The sequence below is a fragment of the Mycobacterium sp. IDUB_9 genome, assembly GCF_055419505.1.
This window is the reverse complement of the sequence record NZ_JBVAXU010000004.1, coordinates 102,833-119,444: the sequence shown is the minus strand read 5'-3', so window position 1 is coordinate 119,444 and position 16,612 is coordinate 102,833. Positions and strand designations below refer to the sequence as shown.

The 16,612-nt window shown below is 66.4% G+C and carries 16 protein-coding genes; 10 read left to right on the top strand and 6 right to left on the bottom strand.

Features of this window, described 5'->3' with window-relative positions:
* The first annotated feature begins 27 nt into the window (after window positions 1-27).
* The 3 genes from ACZY08_RS18605 (at window position 28) to mscL (ending at window position 1,693) form a co-directional block, all read left to right on the top strand.
* Window positions 28-360 (top strand): FmdB family zinc ribbon protein, encoded by a 333-nt coding sequence (locus ACZY08_RS18605; protein WP_463746103.1) that lies wholly within the window; start codon window positions 28-30, stop codon window positions 358-360.
* Between the two features lie 70 nt (window positions 361-430).
* Window positions 431-1,090 (top strand): SAF domain-containing protein, encoded by a 660-nt coding sequence (locus ACZY08_RS18600; protein ID WP_463746102.1) that lies wholly within the window; start codon window positions 431-433, stop codon window positions 1,088-1,090.
* Between the two features lie 135 nt (window positions 1,091-1,225).
* Window positions 1,226-1,693, top strand: coding sequence for a large-conductance mechanosensitive channel protein MscL (gene mscL / locus ACZY08_RS18595; RefSeq protein ID WP_463746101.1), 468 nt, complete (start codon window positions 1,226-1,228; stop codon window positions 1,691-1,693).
* Window positions 1,694-1,807: 114 nt separating this feature from the next.
* On the opposite strand, the gene ACZY08_RS18590 is transcribed toward mscL, so the two are convergent.
* The 6 genes from ACZY08_RS18590 to rpmF form a co-directional block, all read right to left on the bottom strand.
* The gene (locus tag ACZY08_RS18590) at window positions 1,808-2,443 is read right to left on the bottom strand and encodes an MspA family porin (RefSeq protein WP_166906262.1); all 636 of its coding nucleotides are present in this window, start codon (window positions 2,441-2,443) and stop codon (window positions 1,808-1,810) included.
* Window positions 2,444-3,135: 692 nt separating this feature from the next.
* Window positions 3,136-3,687 carry a MogA/MoaB family molybdenum cofactor biosynthesis protein gene (locus ACZY08_RS18585; protein ID WP_463746558.1) on the bottom strand — a complete coding sequence of 184 codons (552 nt, stop codon included), beginning with the start codon at window positions 3,685-3,687 and terminating at the stop codon, window positions 3,136-3,138.
* Window positions 3,688-3,710: 23 nt separating this feature from the next.
* Window positions 3,711-5,141: a S1C family serine protease gene (locus ACZY08_RS18580; protein ID WP_463746100.1), complete on the bottom strand. Its 1,431-nt coding sequence runs from the start codon at window positions 5,139-5,141 to the stop codon at window positions 3,711-3,713.
* A gap of 194 nt (window positions 5,142-5,335) precedes the next feature.
* Window positions 5,336-6,835, bottom strand: a complete 1,500-nt coding sequence (locus tag ACZY08_RS18575) for a HAMP domain-containing sensor histidine kinase (protein WP_463746099.1) — start codon at window positions 6,833-6,835, stop codon at window positions 5,336-5,338.
* A gap of 4 nt (window positions 6,836-6,839) precedes the next feature.
* On the bottom strand, window positions 6,840-7,523 hold the full coding sequence (locus ACZY08_RS18570) for a response regulator transcription factor (RefSeq protein ID WP_463746098.1): 684 nt from the start codon (window positions 7,521-7,523) through the stop codon (window positions 6,840-6,842).
* Window positions 7,524-7,671: 148 nt separating this feature from the next.
* Entirely contained in the window at window positions 7,672-7,845 is a 174-nt protein-coding gene (rpmF, locus tag ACZY08_RS18565; protein WP_003885704.1) for a 50S ribosomal protein L32, read from the bottom strand.
* Between the two features lie 128 nt (window positions 7,846-7,973).
* Between rpmF and ACZY08_RS18560 the strand changes: the two genes are divergently transcribed.
* From ACZY08_RS18560 to ACZY08_RS18530, 7 genes are all read left to right on the top strand, one after another.
* A complete protein-coding gene (locus tag ACZY08_RS18560; RefSeq protein ID WP_463746097.1) occupies window positions 7,974-8,096 on the top strand; it encodes a hypothetical protein in 123 nt (40 codons plus the stop codon).
* Between the two features lie 123 nt (window positions 8,097-8,219).
* Entirely contained in the window at window positions 8,220-9,956 is a 1,737-nt protein-coding gene (locus ACZY08_RS18555) for an acyclic terpene utilization AtuA family protein (protein ID WP_463746096.1), read from the top strand.
* A complete protein-coding gene (locus ACZY08_RS18550; protein WP_463746095.1) occupies window positions 9,953-11,113 on the top strand; it encodes an acyl-CoA dehydrogenase family protein in 1,161 nt (386 codons plus the stop codon). The genes ACZY08_RS18555 and ACZY08_RS18550 overlap by 4 nt, the downstream gene beginning before the upstream one ends.
* A gap of 31 nt (window positions 11,114-11,144) precedes the next feature.
* On the top strand, window positions 11,145-12,740 hold the full coding sequence (locus ACZY08_RS18545; RefSeq protein ID WP_463746094.1) for an acyl-CoA carboxylase subunit beta: 1,596 nt from the start codon (window positions 11,145-11,147) through the stop codon (window positions 12,738-12,740).
* A gap of 8 nt (window positions 12,741-12,748) precedes the next feature.
* Entirely contained in the window at window positions 12,749-14,686 is a 1,938-nt protein-coding gene (locus ACZY08_RS18540; protein ID WP_463746093.1) for an acetyl/propionyl/methylcrotonyl-CoA carboxylase subunit alpha, read from the top strand.
* Entirely contained in the window at window positions 14,683-15,840 is a 1,158-nt protein-coding gene (locus ACZY08_RS18535) for an acyl-CoA dehydrogenase family protein (RefSeq protein WP_463746092.1), read from the top strand. Before ACZY08_RS18540 ends, ACZY08_RS18535 begins: the two co-directional genes overlap by 4 nt.
* Window positions 15,840-16,610 carry an enoyl-CoA hydratase family protein gene (locus ACZY08_RS18530; RefSeq protein WP_463746091.1) on the top strand — a complete coding sequence of 257 codons (771 nt, stop codon included), beginning with the start codon at window positions 15,840-15,842 and terminating at the stop codon, window positions 16,608-16,610. Before ACZY08_RS18535 ends, ACZY08_RS18530 begins: the two co-directional genes overlap by 1 nt.
* Window positions 16,611-16,612: the final 2 nt, after the last annotated feature.

Below are 16,612 nucleotides of genomic sequence, written 5' to 3'. Positions count from 1 at the left end.
CAAGTTTGACCAACTCGGAGGGTTTTCGTGCCTACCTATTCCTACGCATGCACTGAGTGCGGCAATCGGTTCGACGCGGTGCAGGCCTTCAGCGACGATGCGCTGACCACCTGCCCCAAGTGCTCCGGCAAGCTGCGCAAGCTCTTTGGCTCGGTGGGCGTGGTGTTCAAGGGCAGCGGCTTCTACCGCACCGACAACCGCGAATCGGGCAAGAGCTCGGTCAACGGCTCGCCCGCCAAGAGTTCGGAAGGCAGCTCTTCGAGCTCGTCGTCCGACTCGTCGTCGTCTTCCTCCGACTCGTCGAGCAGTTCTTCGTCGAGCAGCTCCAGCGCCGCCCCCGCCGCGGCAGCCTCAAGCTAACTCCGGAAGTTATCCACAGGACGGCGAATACGTCGTTCTCACGGAGCCTTCGCGCGCCTAGCGTGGCGCCATGGCCCAATCACTCGACCCACCGGCTTGGCGTCGGCTGACGGCTGCCCGGCCCGATTGGACCCGCACAGTGGCCGCACGCCGTGCGGCCGCAGCCGGGTTGGTGCTTCTGGCAGCCATCGCGGCCCTGCGCTCCGATCCGCACGGCGAGTACACCGAGATCGCGGTCGCAGCGCACGACCTGTCCCCCGGCATCGCGTTGACCGCCGCCGACGTGCGCCTGGAACGACACAGCACGGCCACCCTGCCCGACGGCGCCCAGCGAGACATGGCACCGGTGATCGGGGCGACGCTGACGGCCCCGGCTCGTCGTGGCGAGGTGATCACCGATGTCCGGCTGCTCGGGTCGCGGCTGGCCGAAACGGCAGCGGGCCCAGAAGCCCGCATCGTGCCGATCAAACTCAGCGACACCGCCCTGCTGGATCTGATCCGACCCGGCGACGTGGTCGACGTGCTGACGGTGACCGCCGATCAGGACGACAAGGCACCGCCCCGGCCGGTCGTAGTGGCCTCGGGAGCCGTGGTGGTGCTCGTTTCAGAGAAGGCCCGTGGGGCCGGTGTAGGCAACGACCGGGTGGCACTGGTGGCGCTGCCGGCCCGCTCAGCCAATGATGTCGCGGCCACCAGCCTGGTGCAGGCCGTCACCCTGACCATCCATTGAGTCCGGGTTCCCTTGCCGGACAACATGGTTCACACATACCGAAGTTGTTGTCCCACAATCACCCAGCCGTTCGGCCAACTCCGTTACTGTTTGCTTGTCGCACCAACACACACCACTGCAGGGAGGGTCCGCAGCATGTTGAAGGGCTTCAAGGAGTTTTTATCTCGCGGCAACGTCATCGATCTTGCGGTTGCTGTGGTCATCGGCGCCGCCTTCACCGGGTTGGTCACCGCCTTCACGGAGAAGGTGATCCAGCCACTGATCGACCGCGTCGGCGCCGGCCCCGGCAAGGAGTACGGCCTGCTCAAGATCTCGCTCGGCGGCGATCCCGAGACGTTCGTGGACCTCAATGCCGTGCTGTCGGCCGCTATCAACTTCGTCCTGGTGGCCGCGGTGATCTACTTCGTCATCATGGTGCCTTACAAGAAGCTGCGTGAGCGCGGCGAAGTCGAGCAGGCCCAGGACACCGAGTTGAGCATTCTGACCGAGATCCGCGATCTGCTGGCCTCCAACGGCGACGCCGACAGCGGCAAGCATGTCAGTGGCCCCGGCACCGGCCCGAGCCCCGACACCGCCAAGCACACCAGCGCCGATCGCACCTGAGCGCGCGCCATTCCGGCACACAAAAACGGCCCCTGGAAGTTCCAGGGGCCGTTTTCAGCGGTGCTCAGAACGTAGGCGTTCAGAACGTGGCGCTCATGTGCTCAGTTCATATGCTCAGTTCATGTTCCAGGGCTCGCCGTAGGTGGTGACACTGTCACCGGTCGAGGCGATCAGACGGGCGAACGGACGCAGCAACACACCACCGGCAGCACCGGTCACCGTGCCGTGCGCGTTGGACACCGCCACACCACCGGCCGGACCCTTGACGTCCACCGAGAACGTGGCCACTTCCTGAATACCCGGGCCATTGCCCAGATCGGCACTGATCGACACACCCGGGAACAGGTTCGGGGTGATGACCGACTCCAAACCGAAGGGCGGGCCGGTGATGTCACCATCGTCGATCAGGATGTTGGGGGTCGTATAGGAGAAGTTGATCCCCACACCCAGCGACCAGGGGAAGCCGATCTGATAACCCAGCTCCAAGGTGCCCTCGAAGTCATCGGCCCCCGGGCCGGCCACCACGTACTTGGCGCGGCCGGAATGGAACCACTCACGGGTCAACCGGTTGCGGTCCAACGGGAACACACCATTGAGGAAGGTGTCCCACTGCTGAACAGTCAGAGTCCGATCCTGACCATCGACCAGGCTCAGCTCATTGTCCAGACCCGCATGAGAAATACCCGTGCTCGTAAACAACGCCGCGATGGCCGCCACCATCGCGACCAGCACCCGACTGAATGCCTTCATATTCTCCCTAGCTATATCGCCGGCGCTCCCGGAGGCCACCGTTTGTGGTTGACGTCCCGGCCCCCGCAGACCGTACCGCCGCGCAAGACCAACATGTGATGCGGATTAGGAACTCCACACGTCGCTCTTACTTAATGCTCATCGTTGACACGAGGAACATAACGGGAGGGCATCCGGGCGGCAACGCAAGCACATATCCGCAGTGCCGCATACGTTCGATCGATCAAAATTTGCTGAGAACCGACTGGGAGATGGCGCACAACGTCACGACGCTGCAAGTTGGCCCGCTGGGCAATGCTGTGACGCCGTTCGCCTTGATAGCAAGCTGAGGTCCAGACCACAGTCTCCAGCAGGGATTTCCCGGCCCTCACAAGCTGCTCACCTTCTCAGTGATGATGAGGCGGAATGTTGTTCCGCAACCACCGGTCACGGTCGGCATCATCGTCCGGCGAAGCGGTGTCGCGTTCGTCGGGAGCGATGTCCGGGAGGGCCTCACCGAAGATCTTGTTAACTGCGTGACGGGACCTTTTGTTCGCTTCCGGCATCGCGATTCCCCTTTGTGACGAAGCTCACATTCCAGGCCGCGTGGTCTGCAACATCCCGTTAACCTGCTCTTAACCAGCATGAACGATCGGCGCGACATTCACCAACAAAAAGAAACGGCGGCCCGTGGCCGCCGTCTCCGTTTGCGCTCAGATCTCCAAGCTTGATAACTGGCCGATCACCTGCGCAGCCAGCGGCCCGAGTGTGGCCATACCGTCGCGCACTGCGGCGCGTGACCCGGCGATGTTCACCACCAGCGTGCTGCCCGACACTCCGCACAGGCCGCGGGACAGCCCGGCATCCACGATGCCGGCCGACAGCCCCGAGGCCCGCAACGCCTCGGCGATGCCCAGCAGTTCGCGATCGAGGATGTCGAGGGTGGCCTCCGGCGTCACATCGCGCGGCGTGACTCCCGTCCCGCCCACGGACACCACCAGATCGACACCGCCGATCACCGCGGTGTTCAGCGCATTACGGATCTCGACTTCGTCTGCGGACACGACCACGACACCGTCGACGACGAATCCGGCCTCACCCAACAACTCCGTGACCAACGGACCGCTGTGGTCTTCCTCGCCGTGTGCAGTGCGATCATCCACGACGACGACGAGCGCCCGCCCCACCAACTCCCCTGGCTGTTCCATGCCTGCAACCGTATATCCGGCGGCAGACAACGGTGTAGCCAGACGCAGTGTGGCCATCCCGCCGGGCCCGGTCAGCGTGCTCACTGCTCGGCCCTGCCGAGCGTGACCTCGATGGTCTGCGGCTTGCCGCCCTGGTCGAGGTAGGTCAGCGTGACCTTGTCGCCGGGGGCCTTGGACCGCACCGCTGCTACGAGCGCGTCAGCACTGCCGATCACCCGGTCATCGACCTTGGTGACCACCACACCGCTGGGTAAACCTGCCGCTGCGGCAGCCCCGCCGTTGGTGACCTCGACGATCTTGGCGCCGTCGCTGGTGGTGTCATTGCTGACCTGCACCCCCAGCGAGGCGTGCGAGGCCGTCCCGTTCTGGATGAGCTCATCGGCGATCCGCTTGGCCTGATCGACCGGGATCGCGAAGCCCAGCCCGATCGAGCCGCTCTGCGCCTGAGGCGAATCCCCACCCAGGGTGGCGATCGCCGAGTTGATGCCCACGAGCTCGCCGTTCATGTTGACCAGCGCGCCACCGGAGTTACCCGGATTGATCGCGGCATCGGTCTGGATGGCGTCGAGCACGGTGTTCTGGTTGCGGGCGTCGCCACCGGCGGCGACCGGACGGTTCAGCGCGCTGACGATGCCGGTGGTGACGGTGCCTTCGAGTCCGAGGGGTGAACCGACCGCCACCACGTCCTGACCCACTCGCAGATTGGCCGACGAGCCGACCGTGATCGGGGTGAGGCCCGAGACGTCCTGCGCGCGCACCACCGCGATGTCACTGCTCGGATCGGTGCCCACCACGGTGAACGACTTGGTGGTCCCGTCGGAGAACGTCACCTTGGTTTGGGCGCCGGTCGGTGCCGGTGCGCCGCCGGGGGGTACCGGCGCGGGGCCGGGCCCGCCGGGCTTGGCGGCCTGCACGACGTGGTTGTTGGTCAGGATGAGGCCGTCGGCGGTGAGGATGATGCCGGAGCCCTCTTCGGACGCGCGGCCCAGGTCGGTTTCGAGCTTGACCACACTCGGCACCACCTTGGCCGCCACCTGCTCCACCGAGCCCGGCGGCAGGGCAGCCGCGGGGACGGTCGGCGCGGCACCAAGGCCCTGCGAGCCGAGGCGGGGGTGGTCGTCGCGCACGAGGGTGGCGACACCGCCACCGACACCGGCCGACATCACGGCCACCGCGAGCGCCCCGGCCACCAGGCCGGACCTGGACCGCTTCTTGGCCGGAACGGGCTGCGGGCTGGCCGGAATCCGGTAGGGGTCATACGGCGCGCGGTAAGCCTGCTGCGGCGGCTGGTGTTGCTGGCCTTGGTGTTGCTGGCCTTGGTGTTGCTGGCCCTGGTGTTGCTGCTGGTGGGGCTGCTGCTGCGGCGGCGGCAACTGCTGCTGGGGTTGTTGACGCGCATATCGCCAGTCGTAGGGCTGTGACTGGTAAGGATCAGGACGCGCACCGGCGTATCCGGGGGCGCCGCCGGGATGCTGCTCCGGCTGCTGGGAGTACCTCGGGTGGTTCGTCATTGTGCTGCGTGCTCTTCTCTTGTAAAAGGTCCGCCGGCCAGTCACGCCGATCCGGTCCGACCCGTATGTCCAACCCTCGTGTCCGTCACTTCGTCAAACGAAGTCAAGGTCACTCAGGTTGCCCAGATGGGCTGAGAATCCACTTAGAGATTTCTGATCCATCCATGACTGGTCCCCCGACCGACTCAACTGTCTCACTTTTTCTCCGCGCCGACGGTGTGGCCATCGCCGATCCGGTGCATGTGTGTCGCATCGGCATTCGGGATCGGCTGCCCCGGCAGCACCATGTGAAACGAAGCCCCCGGCGGGGTGCCGCCCGGCACGGTCTCGTCGATGCGCAGTGCGCCGCCGTGCTTGAGCACCACCTGCTGGACGATAGCCAATCCGAGGCCCGAACCCGGCATCGCCCTGGCGGCATCGGAACGGTAGAACCGCTCGAACACCAGCCCGCGTTCCTGCGGCGGGATGCCCGGACCGTGGTCGGAGACCACCAGCTCGGCGTGCGTCGGATCGGTCTGGTGCATCTGCACACTGACCCGTCCGCCGGCCGGACTCCACTTGGCGGCGTTGTCGAGCAGATTGAGCACTGCCCGGCCCAGTCCTGGTGCATCGCCGAACACCTGCCAGCCGATGACGTCGACGTCGAATTCGATGTCGTTGCGGCGCCGCCGGACCCGCTCAAGGCTGCGGTCGACGACCTCGGACATGTCGACCGCTTCGGGGGTGATTCCGCCGGCATCGTCGCGGGTGAGGTCGACGAGGTCACCGACCAGCGTCGAGAGCTCCTCGATCTGGGCGATCACATCGGTCTGCAGCCCGACCATCTCGTCCTTGGGCAACGGCGGCGCGCCGGGCGCCTGCGAGGCCATCAGCAGTTCGACGTTGGTGCGCAGCGAGGTCAGCGGCGTTCTCAACTCGTGGCCGGCGTCGGAGACCAGCCGGGCCTGACGTTCACGCGATTCGGCCAGCGCCCGCAACATCATGTTGAACGCCTCGGTGAGCCGGGCCAGCTCATCGCTGCCGACGACCGGGATGGGCCGCAGATCATCGGTGCGGGCCACCCGCTCGGCGGCTTCGGTGAGTCTGCCCACCGGTCTGAGCCCGGCCCGGGCCACCGCACCACCGGCCATGGCCGCCACTGCCACGCCGACACCGCCGACGATGAGCAGCACCGTGCCCAGACGTCTCAGCACTTGGACAGTGGGCGCCAGGCTCTTGGAGATCAGCAGGGAGCTGCCGTTGGCCAGGTGCACCGCGAGCACCCGCTGGTGGTTGGCGGTGCGCAGGGACATCAGCAGCTCGCCCGAGATGACGTCCTTCTCGGCCTTACCCAGCGGCAGCATCTGGCCCTGCTGGTTGGCCGTGTAGATCGAGCGGCCCGGGATCACCAGCATCGCGTTGACATCGGAGTATGCGGTGCCCTCGATCGCCTTGCCGGGGTCAGCCGCCAGCGATCCGCTCTCGATGAGCAGCCGGGCCCGGCTGTGCAGCTGGTTGTCCAGGTCGTCATAGAGCGCACGGGAGACCACGGCGTAGACGGCGACGGCCATCAGGACCACCACCATGGCCACCATCGACATCGCGAGCATCATGACGCGCCAGCGCAATGACAGCGAGCTGGTGTTCCGTAGGTTCGCGGCGGCGAGCCGCCCAGAGTCAGTGGCGGTTCGCCAAGTATTTGCGTTGAGCGCCATCAAATCAGGGGGGTGTTTCGCGCAGCACGTAACCGACGCCGCGCACGGTGTGGATCAGTCGGGGCTCGCCTTCGGCCTCGGTCTTCCGTCGCAGGTAGCCGATGTACACCTCGAGGGCGTTGCCCGACGTCGGGAAGTCGAAGCCCCACACCTCTTCGAGGATGCGGCTGCGGGTCAACACCCGGCGCGGGTTGGCGATCAGCATTTCCAGCAGCGAGAACTCGGTGCGAGTGAGACTGATCTGACGCTGCCCCCGGGTGACCTCGCGGGTCACCGGGTCCAGGGTCAGGTCGGAGAACTCCATCTTCTGCGAGTCGCCGTCGTCGCTGACCGTCCGGCGCAGCAACGCCCGCATCCGGGCCAGCAATTCTTCCAGCGCGAAAGGCTTGGGCAGGTAATCGTCAGCACCGGCGTCCAGCCCGGCGACCTTCTCGGAGGTGGTGTCGCGGGCGGTCAGCACCAGGATCGGCAGATCGTCTCCGGTGCTTCGCAGCTGCCGGCACACTTCCAGGCCGTCCATCCGCGGCATCATCACGTCCAGCACTACGGCGTCCGGTCGGTCATTGGTTATCGCTTCGAGGGCTTCGACCCCATCTTGGGCAAGCTCAACCGAATAGCCATTGAAGGAAAGCGACCGGCGCAGGGATTCGCGCACGGCGCGATCGTCGTCCACGACAAGTATGCGCACAGGCAACAGTCTCATCCCGCCGTCTGAGAGTGGGCTGAGAGGCGCGCCGCAAATTCACCCTGCGTTTTCACGTGGCCCCAAGCGACCCTGGGTACGACAAAAAGCGCTATCGCAAGCGATAGCGCTTTTTGAGAAAGTGTCAGCGGTTCTAGCGCTTGTCGAGGTCGACCAGGCCGAGACGAGCGGCCTTGAGCAGACGGCGCGGCACCTTGTGCTGCTGACCGGCGACATTGACGCCGACGAGACCGGTAGCCTCGGCCTTCCACTGCGCGCGCCGGCTACGGGTGTTCGCGCGCGACATTCTGCGCTTGGGCACAGCCATGACGTGCATCTCCTTGCTTTGGGGGTTGCCGCGCGCATGCAGCGGCAGACGACTGCCCTACAGAGTAGCGGTTGACCTGCGTCGGCTCCAAAACGCCCGGACGGGGCTGGGAACAGTTTGGTGTCGGCGTGAAGTACGACGGCCGCGTGATCGCCGAGGACGACATCACCGACATCCTCGCGCGGGTCGGGCAGGCGCTGCGCCGCCGCGGCTGGCATCCAGATTGCATTCAGGGACAAATCGCCGCCTGATCCCGTCCCTGGATGCAATCTGGGTGCGTGGACCCCGGGCCCGACACCCCTTGACGTGGGACCGGAGGTACCGGCTAACCTACCGGTTGGTTGGTCCCCATGTCAGCGTCGACGGGAGTGCGTGTGTCTTCAGGGACTGGTGCGGTTCGCATCGGCAACTGTTCGGGGTTTTACGGTGATCGGCTGTCCGCGATGCGCGACATGCTCTCCGACGGAGAGCTGGACTATCTGACCGGCGATTATCTCGCCGAGCTCACCATGCTGATCCTGGCGCGTGACCGGGCCAAGAATCCCGACCGCGGCTACGCCAAGACCTTCCTCATCCAGTTGGAGCAGTCACTCGGCCTCGCCCTCGACAAGGGCGTGAAGATCGTGGCCAACGCCGGCGGTCTGAATCCCGCGGGCCTGGCCGCCGCAGTTCGGGCACTGGCCGAGCGGCTGGGCCTCGACGTCAACGTCGCCCATGTCGAGGGTGACGACCTGGTAGGGCGGGCTTCCGAGCTCGGCCTCGGAGCCGCCCCGGCGGCGACATCCGGCTTGGGCACACCCCTTGCCGCCAACGCCTATCTGGGCGCGTGGGGCATCGTCGACTGTCTCAATTCCGGCGCCGACGTCGTGGTGACGGGCCGGGTGACGGACGCCTCGGTGATCGTCGGCCCTGCGGCCGCGCACTTCGGCTGGAAGACCACCGATTACGACGCGCTGGCCGGGGCGGTCGCCGCCGGTCATGTGATCGAGTGCGGCACTCAAGCCACCGGCGGCAATTACTCGTTCTTCGCAGAGATTCCGGATCTGGCCCGCCCGGGCTTTCCCATCGCCGAGATCTCCTCCGACGGCTCCTCGGTGATCACCAAACATGCGGGCACCGGCGGGCAGGTCAGCGTCGGCACGGTCACCGCACAACTGCTCTACGAGATCACGGGCGCGCGCTACGCCAATCCCGATGCGACCCTGCGCGTGGACTCTCTGCAGTTGAGCCAGGACGGCACCGACCGCGTCCGGATTTCCGGCGTGACGGGCGAGGCCCCGCCGCCGACGCTGAAGGTGTCATGCAACAGCATCGGCGGTTTCCGCAACGCCGCCACATTCGTGTTGACCGGCCTGGACATCGAGGCCAAGGCTGAGCTGGTGCGCGGCCAGTTGGAGGCCGGACTGAAAGTCCGCCCGGCCGAACTGGATTGGACGCTGGCCCGCACCGACCATCCGGATGCCGACACCGAGGAGACCGCCAGCGCGCTGCTGCACTGTGTGGTCCGCGATCCCGATCCCAACCTCGTCGGACGCCAATTCTCTTCGGCGGGAGTCGAACTCGCCCTGGCCAGCTATCCGGGCTTCACCACCACTGCACCGCCGGGGGACGGTCAGGTCTACGGCGTGTTCGTACCCGGCTACGTCGACGCCGCCGAGGTTCCCCACGTCGCCGTACATGCCGACGGCACCCGCGTCGACATCTCTCCCGCGACCGAGACCCTCGATCTGTCACCGGTTTCCGACCCGGACCTGCCCGGGCCACTTCCCGCGGGCCCCACTCGCCGGGTGCCGCTGGGCACCATCGCCGGCGCCCGCAGCGGCGACAAGGGCGGCTCAGCCAATGTCGGGGTGTGGGTGCGCACCGACGAGGCGTGGCGCTGGCTGGCCCACACACTGACCGTCGACAAGCTGCGTGAATTACTGCCCGAGGCAGCCGATCTGCCGGTCACCCGGCACCTGCTGCCGAACCTGCGGGCCGTGAACTTTGTGATCGAAGGCATTCTCGGCCAGGGCGTCGCCTATCAAGCCCGGTTCGATCCGCAGGCCAAAGGGCTGGGCGAATGGTTGCGCAGCCGTCATCTCGACATCCCGGAGGAACTCATCAAATGAGCACCTGGACTTCACCCGAGCGCGAGGCGTTGCGCAAGACCGTGCGCAGTTTCGCCGAGCGCGAGGTGCTGCCACACGCCGCCGAGTGGGAACGCACCGGTGAGCTGCCACGCGAGCTGCACCGCAAGGCCGGCGAGGCCGGCCTGCTCGGCGCCAATTTCCCCGAGTCGGCCGGCGGTGGCGGCGGTGACGGGGCCGACGCCGTGATCATCTGCGAGGAAATGCATTACGCGGGTTCGCCCGGCGGAGTGTTCGCGTCGCTGTTCACCTGCGGCATCGCCGTCCCGCACATGATCGCCTCCGGCGATGAACGCCTCATCGAGACGTACGTGAAGCCGACGCTGCGCGGAGACCTGATCGGATCGCTGGCCATCACCGAACCCGGCGGCGGCTCCGACGTCGGGCACCTGACCACAAAAGCCACCCGCGACGGGGATGACTACATCCTCAACGGCGCCAAGACCTACATCACCTCGGGTGTGCGAGCGGATTACGTCGTCACCGCATCTCGCACCGGCGGTCCCGGTGCGGCGGGCGTCTCCCTGATCGTGGTCGAGAAGAACGGACCGGGCTGCTCGCCTGGATTGCAAGTGACCCGCAAGCTCGACAAGATGGGTTGGCGCTCAAGCGATACCGCCGAGCTGTCCTACACCGATGTGCGGGTCCCGGTGGCCAACCTGATCGGCGCGGAGAACTCCGGCTTCTTCCAGATCGCGGCCGCGTTCGTTTCCGAGCGGGTGGGTTTGGCCGTGCAGGCCTACGCCAGCGCGCAGCGCTGCCTGGACCTGACCGTCGAGTGGTGCCGCAACCGCGAAACCTTCGGAAAGCCTTTGATCGCAAGGCAATCGGTACAGAACACGCTCGCCGAGATGGCCCGGCGAATCGATGTGGCCCGCGTGTACACGCGGCATGTGGTGGAGCGGCAGTTGGCCGGGGAACAGGGCCTGATCACCGAGGTGTGCTTCGCCAAGAACACCGCGGTGGAGACCGGCGAATGGGTGGCCAATCAAGCCGTGCAGTTGTTCGGCGGGATGGGCTATATGGCCGAATCCGAGGTCGAGCGCCAGTACCGTGACATGCGCATCCTGGGTATCGGCGGTGGCACCACCGAGATCCTGACCTCGTTGGCCGCCAAGACATTGGGGTTCCAGTCGTGAGCCGAGCAAGAAGCGGAGCGGATTGCGCATTATGAGTGTTCTGAAGTCCACCATCGACCCGGCCTCGCCCGGGTTCACCGACGCCGCCGAGGTGATGGCCACCAAGCTGGCCGAGCTCGACGCCGAGCACGCCAAGGCACTTGCCGGCGGCGGGTCCAAGTATGTGGACCGCCATCACGGCCGCGGCAAGCTCACTGCCCGCGAGCGTGTCGAGCTGCTGCTGGATCCGGACGCACCGTTCCTCGAGTTGAGCCCACTGGCCGCCTGGGGCAGTGATTTCACCGTGGGCGCCAGCGTCGTCTGTGGGATCGGCGCCGTCGAAGGGGTCGAGTGCCTGATCGTCGCCAATGATCCGACGGTCAAGGGCGGCACCAGCAACCCGTGGACGCTCAAGAAGATCCTGCGCGCCAACCAGATCGCGATGGAGAACCGGCTGCCGGTGATCTCCCTCGTGGAGTCCGGCGGCGCTGATCTGCCGACGCAGAAGGAGATCTTCATCCCGGGCGGGCAGATGTTCCGCGATCTGACCCGGCTGTCGGCGGCAGGCATCCCGACCATCGCTCTGGTGTTCGGCAACTCGACCGCCGGTGGCGCGTACGTGCCTGGCATGTCCGATCACGTGGTGATGATCAAGGAACGCTCCAAGGTGTTCTTGGCCGGGCCGCCGCTAGTCAAGATGGCCACCGGCGAGGAATCCGACGATGAGTCGCTGGGCGGGGCCGAGATGCATGCCCGCACTTCGGGTCTCGGTGACTACCTGGCCAATGACGAGCTCGACGCGATCCGGATCGGGCGGCGCATCGTGGCCCGGCTGAACTGGTGCAAGAAGGGACCCGTACCCGCGCCGGTGGTCGAGCCGCTGTTCGACGCAGAGGAGCTCATCGGCATCGTTCCCGGCGATCTGCGGATCCCGTTCGACCCGCGCGATGTGATCGCCCGCATCGTCGACGGTTCGGATTTCGACGAGTTCAAGCCGCTGTACGGGTCGTCGTTGGTGACGGGATGGGCCACGCTGTACGGCTACCCGATCGGGATCCTGGCCAATGCCCGCGGCGTGCTGTTCAGCGAGGAGTCACAGAAGGCCACGCAGTTCATCCAGCTGGCCAACCGGTCGGACACCCCACTTCTGTTCCTGCACAACACCACCGGCTACATGGTGGGTAAGCAGTACGAAGAGGGCGGCATGATCAAGCACGGATCGATGATGATCAACGCGGTGTCGAACTCCACGGTGCCGCACATCTCGCTGCTGCTCGGCGCCTCCTACGGCGCAGGTCATTACGGCATGTGCGGGCGAGCGTATGACCCGCGGTTCCTGTTCGCCTGGCCGTCGTCGAAGTCCGCGGTGATGGGCGGTGCCCAGCTGGCAGGCGTGCTGTCGATCGTCAGCCGGGCCGCCGCCGAGGCCCGGGGCCAGGCGGTCGACGAGGCCGCCGACGCCGCGCTGCGAGCAGCGGTCGAGGCGCAGATCGAAGCCGAGTCGCTGCCTATGTTCCTGTCCGGCCGGTTGTACGACGACGGGGTGATCGACCCCCGCGATACCCGCACCGTACTGGGAATGTGCCTGTCCGCCATCGCCAATGGCCCGATCGAGGGGACGTCGAACTTCGGCGTCTTCAGGATGTGAGCGCGACAATGATTACGAGAGTCCTCGTCGCCAACCGCGGCGAGATCGCCCGGAGGGTCTTCGAGACCTGCCGCCGCCTGGGTATCGGCACCGTCGCGGTCTACACCGCTCCTGACGCCGCGTCCCCGCACGTCGCCGAGGCTGACGCCCGCGTGCGGCTCGAGGGCAACAACGGCTACCTCGATTCTGCGCAGATAATCGCCGCCGCCAAGGCATCGGGCGCCGACGCCGTCCATCCCGGTTACGGATTCCTCTCGGAGAACTCCGATTTCGCGGCCGCAGTGATCGACGCCGGGCTGACCTGGATCGGTCCGCCGGTGAATGCCGTGCAGGCCATGGGCTCCAAGATCGAGGCCAAGAAGATGATGGCCGCAGCCGGCGTTCCGGTGCTGACCGAGCTCGACCCGTCGACCGTGACGGCCGATCAGCTGCCGGTGCTGGTGAAGGCCTCTGCGGGTGGCGGTGGCCGAGGCATGCGGGTGGTGCGCGAACTGGCGGATCTACCAAGCGAAGTCGCCGCGGCCCAGCGCGAAGCGCAGTCGGCGTTCGGTGATCCGACGGTGTTCTGCGAGCGCTACCTGGCCGCCGGCCACCACGTCGAGGTACAGGTCATGGCCGATCAGCACGGCACCGTGTGGGCGGTCGGCGAGCGCGAATGCTCGATTCAGCGTCGTCATCAGAAGGTCATCGAGGAGGCACCGTCGCCTCTGGTGGAACGCACCCCGGGCATGCGGGAGAAGTTGTTCGACGCAGCCCGGCTGGCCGCCGGGGCGATCGGCTACGCCGGTGCGGGGACGGTCGAGTTCATGGCGTCCGAGCGAGGTGACTTCTTCTTCCTGGAGATGAACACCCGTCTGCAGGTGGAACATCCGGTCACCGAGGCCACCACCGGACTCGATCTGGTCGAGCTGCAGATCCTCGTCGCCGACGGCGGCCGGCTGGACAGCAACCCCCCGTCGGCAAAAGGTTCGGCCATCGAGGCCCGGCTCTACGCCGAGGATCCGGCCAAGGGCTGGCAGCCGCAGGCCGGCACGGTGCACCGGTTCGCCGTTCCAGGGCAGGTCCGCGTCGACACCGGCATCGAGGACGGCTCGGTGGTATCGATCTTCTACGACCCCATGCTCGCCAAGGTCATCTCCTATGCACCGACGCGCCGTCAGGCCGCGACCGTGCTCGCCGACGCGTTGGCCCGCACCAGAATCCACGGCCTGCGCACCAACCGCGATCTGCTGGTGAACGTCCTGCGGCATCCGGCGTTCCTGGACGGCGCTACCGACACGGCGTTCTTCGACACGCACGGGCTCGACGCGTTGGCGGCACCGCTGGCCGATGCGGGGGTGGTGACGCTCTCGGCAATCGCAGCCGCATTGGCTGACGCCACGCACAATCGCCGCAGCGCAAAGGTTTTCGCCGCCGCGCCCAGCGGCTGGCGGAATCTGACCTCGGGCTACCAGTCCCGGACCTACCGCGATGCCGCGGGTGACGACGTCCCCGTGCGCTACCGGTTCACCCGCACCGGTGTCGAGCTACCCGACGATGACGGGGTTTCCCTGCTGTCCGCGACACCGGATCGGGTGGTCCTCGCCGTCAACGGTGTGGACCGCTCGTTCGAGGTGGCCCGGTACGGCGATCAGGTTTTCGTCGACTCCCCGCTCGGCCCCGTGCACCTCACCGCGCAGCCCCGCTTCCCCGATCCGGACGACGCGGTTGCACACGGCTCACTGCTGGCACCGATGCCCGGTTCGGTGGTGCGGGTCGGTGCTGCCGTCGGCGACACCGTCACGGCCGGGCAACCACTGATCTGGCTGGAAGCCATGAAGATGGAGCACACCATCGCCGCACCCGAAGACGGGGTGCTGGCCGAACTCAATGTCGCCGCGGGCCAACAGGTCGAGGTCGGCGCCGTACTTGCCCGAGTAGAGACAGCTGAAGGAGAACAATCATGAGTTTCATCGAGACCGAGGAACAGAAGGCCCTGCGCCAGGCGGTGGCCGCGATGGCCGCCAATTACGGGCAGGACTACTACCTGGAGAAGGCGCGCTCCGGCCAGCACACCACCGAATTGTGGAACGAGGCAGGCAAACTCGGCTTCATCGGGGTGAACCTGCCCGAGGAGTACGGTGGCGGCGGCGCCGGCATGTACGAGCTGTCCATGGTGATGGAAGAGATGTCGGCGGCCGGGTCGGCGCTGCTGATGATGGTGGTCTCCCCCGCGATCAACGGCACGATCATCTCCAAGTTCGGCACCGAGGAACAGAAGAAGCGCTGGATCCCCGGTATCGCCGATGGGTCGATCACCATGGCCTTCGCGATCACCGAGCCTGACGCGGGTTCCAACAGCCACCGCATCACCACGACGGCCCGCAAAGACGGCAGCGACTGGATCCTCAAGGGCCAGAAGACGTTCATCTCCGGTATCGACCAGGCCCAGGCCGTGCTCGTTGTCGGTCGCACCGAGGATCACAAGACCGGAAACCTCAAGCCGGCACTGTTCGTCATCCCGACGGACACCCCGGGCCTCAGCTGGACCAAGATCGAGATGGAGATCATCAGCCCGGAAAGCCAGTTCCAGGTGTTCCTCGACGACGTCCGGCTGCCCGCCGATGCGCTGGTGGGTTCCGAGGATGCCGCGATCGCCCAACTGTTCGCCGGGCTGAACCCCGAACGCATCATGGGTGCGGCCAGCGCGGTGGGCGTGGGTCGCTTCGCCATCGACAAGGCGGTCGACTATGTGAAGACCCGCCAGGTATGGAAAGTCCCAGTAGGTGCACATCAAGGTATCTCGCACCCCCTGGCGCAGAACCACATCGAGGTGGAACTGGCCAAGCTGATGATGCAGAAGGCTGCGACTTTATATGACGCCGGCGACGACTTCGGCGCGGCCGAGGCAGCCAACATGGCCAAGTACGCCGCGGGTGAGGCGTCGGTGCGGGCGGTCGATCAGGCCGTGCAGTCCCTCGGCGGCAACGGCCTGACCAAGGAGTACGGCATCGCCGCTGCGGTCACGGCGTCCAAACTGGCCCGCATCGCGCCGGTGAGCCGGGAGATGATCCTGAACTTCGTCGCGCAGACCTCGCTGGGCCTGCCTCGGTCCTACTGATGACCACGCTCGTTCACTACACGGTCGACGGCAACGTCGCCCGGTTGACGCTGGACTCCCCGCACAACCGCAACGCGTTGTCCACGGCGCTGGTCGAGCAGTTGCTTCAGGGCTTCTCCGATGCCACCGCCGAACCGGGAGTTCGCGTGGTGGTTCTGGGGCACACCGGCGGGACCTTCTGCGCCGGTGCCGATCTCAGCGAGGCCGCCGGTCAGGATCCCGGCGACATCGCTGTCGACCGGGCCCGCGAAATGACCAAGCTGTTGCGGGCCATTCTGGAGTTGCCGGTTCCGGTGATCGGCGCGATCGACGGGCACGTGCGGGCGGGCGGGATGGGTCTCGTCGGTGCTTGTGATCTCGTCGTCGCCGGTCCGCAGAGCACGTTCGCGCTGACCGAGGCGCGGATCGGCGTTGCGCCGTCGATTATTTCTTTGACACTGCTGCCAAAGATGTCACCGCGGGCAGCCGGACGCTACTTCGTCACCGGAGAGAAATTCGGCGCCGCCGAGGCAGCCGAGATCGGGCTGATCACACAGTCCGCTGACGACGTCGAAGCAGCCGTGGCCGCGCTGGCGGCCGAGATCGCGAAGGGTTCACCGCAGGGGCTGGCGACGTCAAAGGCCCTGACGACTGCGGCGATCCTGCGTGGGTTCGATGCGGACGCTGAATCGCTGACCCGGCAGTCGGCGCAGTTGTTCGTCTCCGATGAGGCACGCGAGGGCATGATGGCGTTCCTGCAGAAGCGCCCGCCGAGTTGGGTGACCGGCTGAGA

Bases quoted from the DNA above. Each gene is read 5' to 3' on its own strand.
- ACZY08_RS18600 (WP_463746102.1), top strand. From the start codon at position 431: ATGGCCCAATCACTCGACCCACCGGCTTGGCGTCGGCTGACGGCTGCC.
- mscL (WP_463746101.1), top strand. From the start codon at position 1,226: ATGTTGAAGGGCTTCAAGGAGTTTTTATCTCGCGGCAACGTCATCGAT.
- ACZY08_RS18590 (WP_166906262.1), bottom strand. From the start codon at position 2,443: ATGAAGGCATTCAGTCGGGTGCTGGTCGCGATGGTGGCGGCCATCGCG.
- ACZY08_RS18585 (WP_463746558.1), bottom strand. From the start codon at position 3,687: ATGGCCACACTGCGTCTGGCTACACCGTTGTCTGCCGCCGGATATACG.
- ACZY08_RS18580 (WP_463746100.1), bottom strand. From the start codon at position 5,141: ATGACGAACCACCCGAGGTACTCCCAGCAGCCGGAGCAGCATCCCGGC.
- ACZY08_RS18575 (WP_463746099.1), bottom strand. From the start codon at position 6,835: ATGGCGCTCAACGCAAATACTTGGCGAACCGCCACTGACTCTGGGCGG.
- rpmF (WP_003885704.1), bottom strand. From the start codon at position 7,845: ATGGCTGTGCCCAAGCGCAGAATGTCGCGCGCGAACACCCGTAGCCGG.
- ACZY08_RS18550 (WP_463746095.1), top strand. From the start codon at position 9,953: ATGAGCACCTGGACTTCACCCGAGCGCGAGGCGTTGCGCAAGACCGTG.
- ACZY08_RS18545 (WP_463746094.1), top strand. From the start codon at position 11,145: ATGAGTGTTCTGAAGTCCACCATCGACCCGGCCTCGCCCGGGTTCACC.
- ACZY08_RS18540 (WP_463746093.1), top strand. From the start codon at position 12,749: ATGATTACGAGAGTCCTCGTCGCCAACCGCGGCGAGATCGCCCGGAGG.
- ACZY08_RS18535 (WP_463746092.1), top strand. From the start codon at position 14,683: ATGAGTTTCATCGAGACCGAGGAACAGAAGGCCCTGCGCCAGGCGGTG.
- ACZY08_RS18530 (WP_463746091.1), top strand. From the start codon at position 15,840: ATGACCACGCTCGTTCACTACACGGTCGACGGCAACGTCGCCCGGTTG.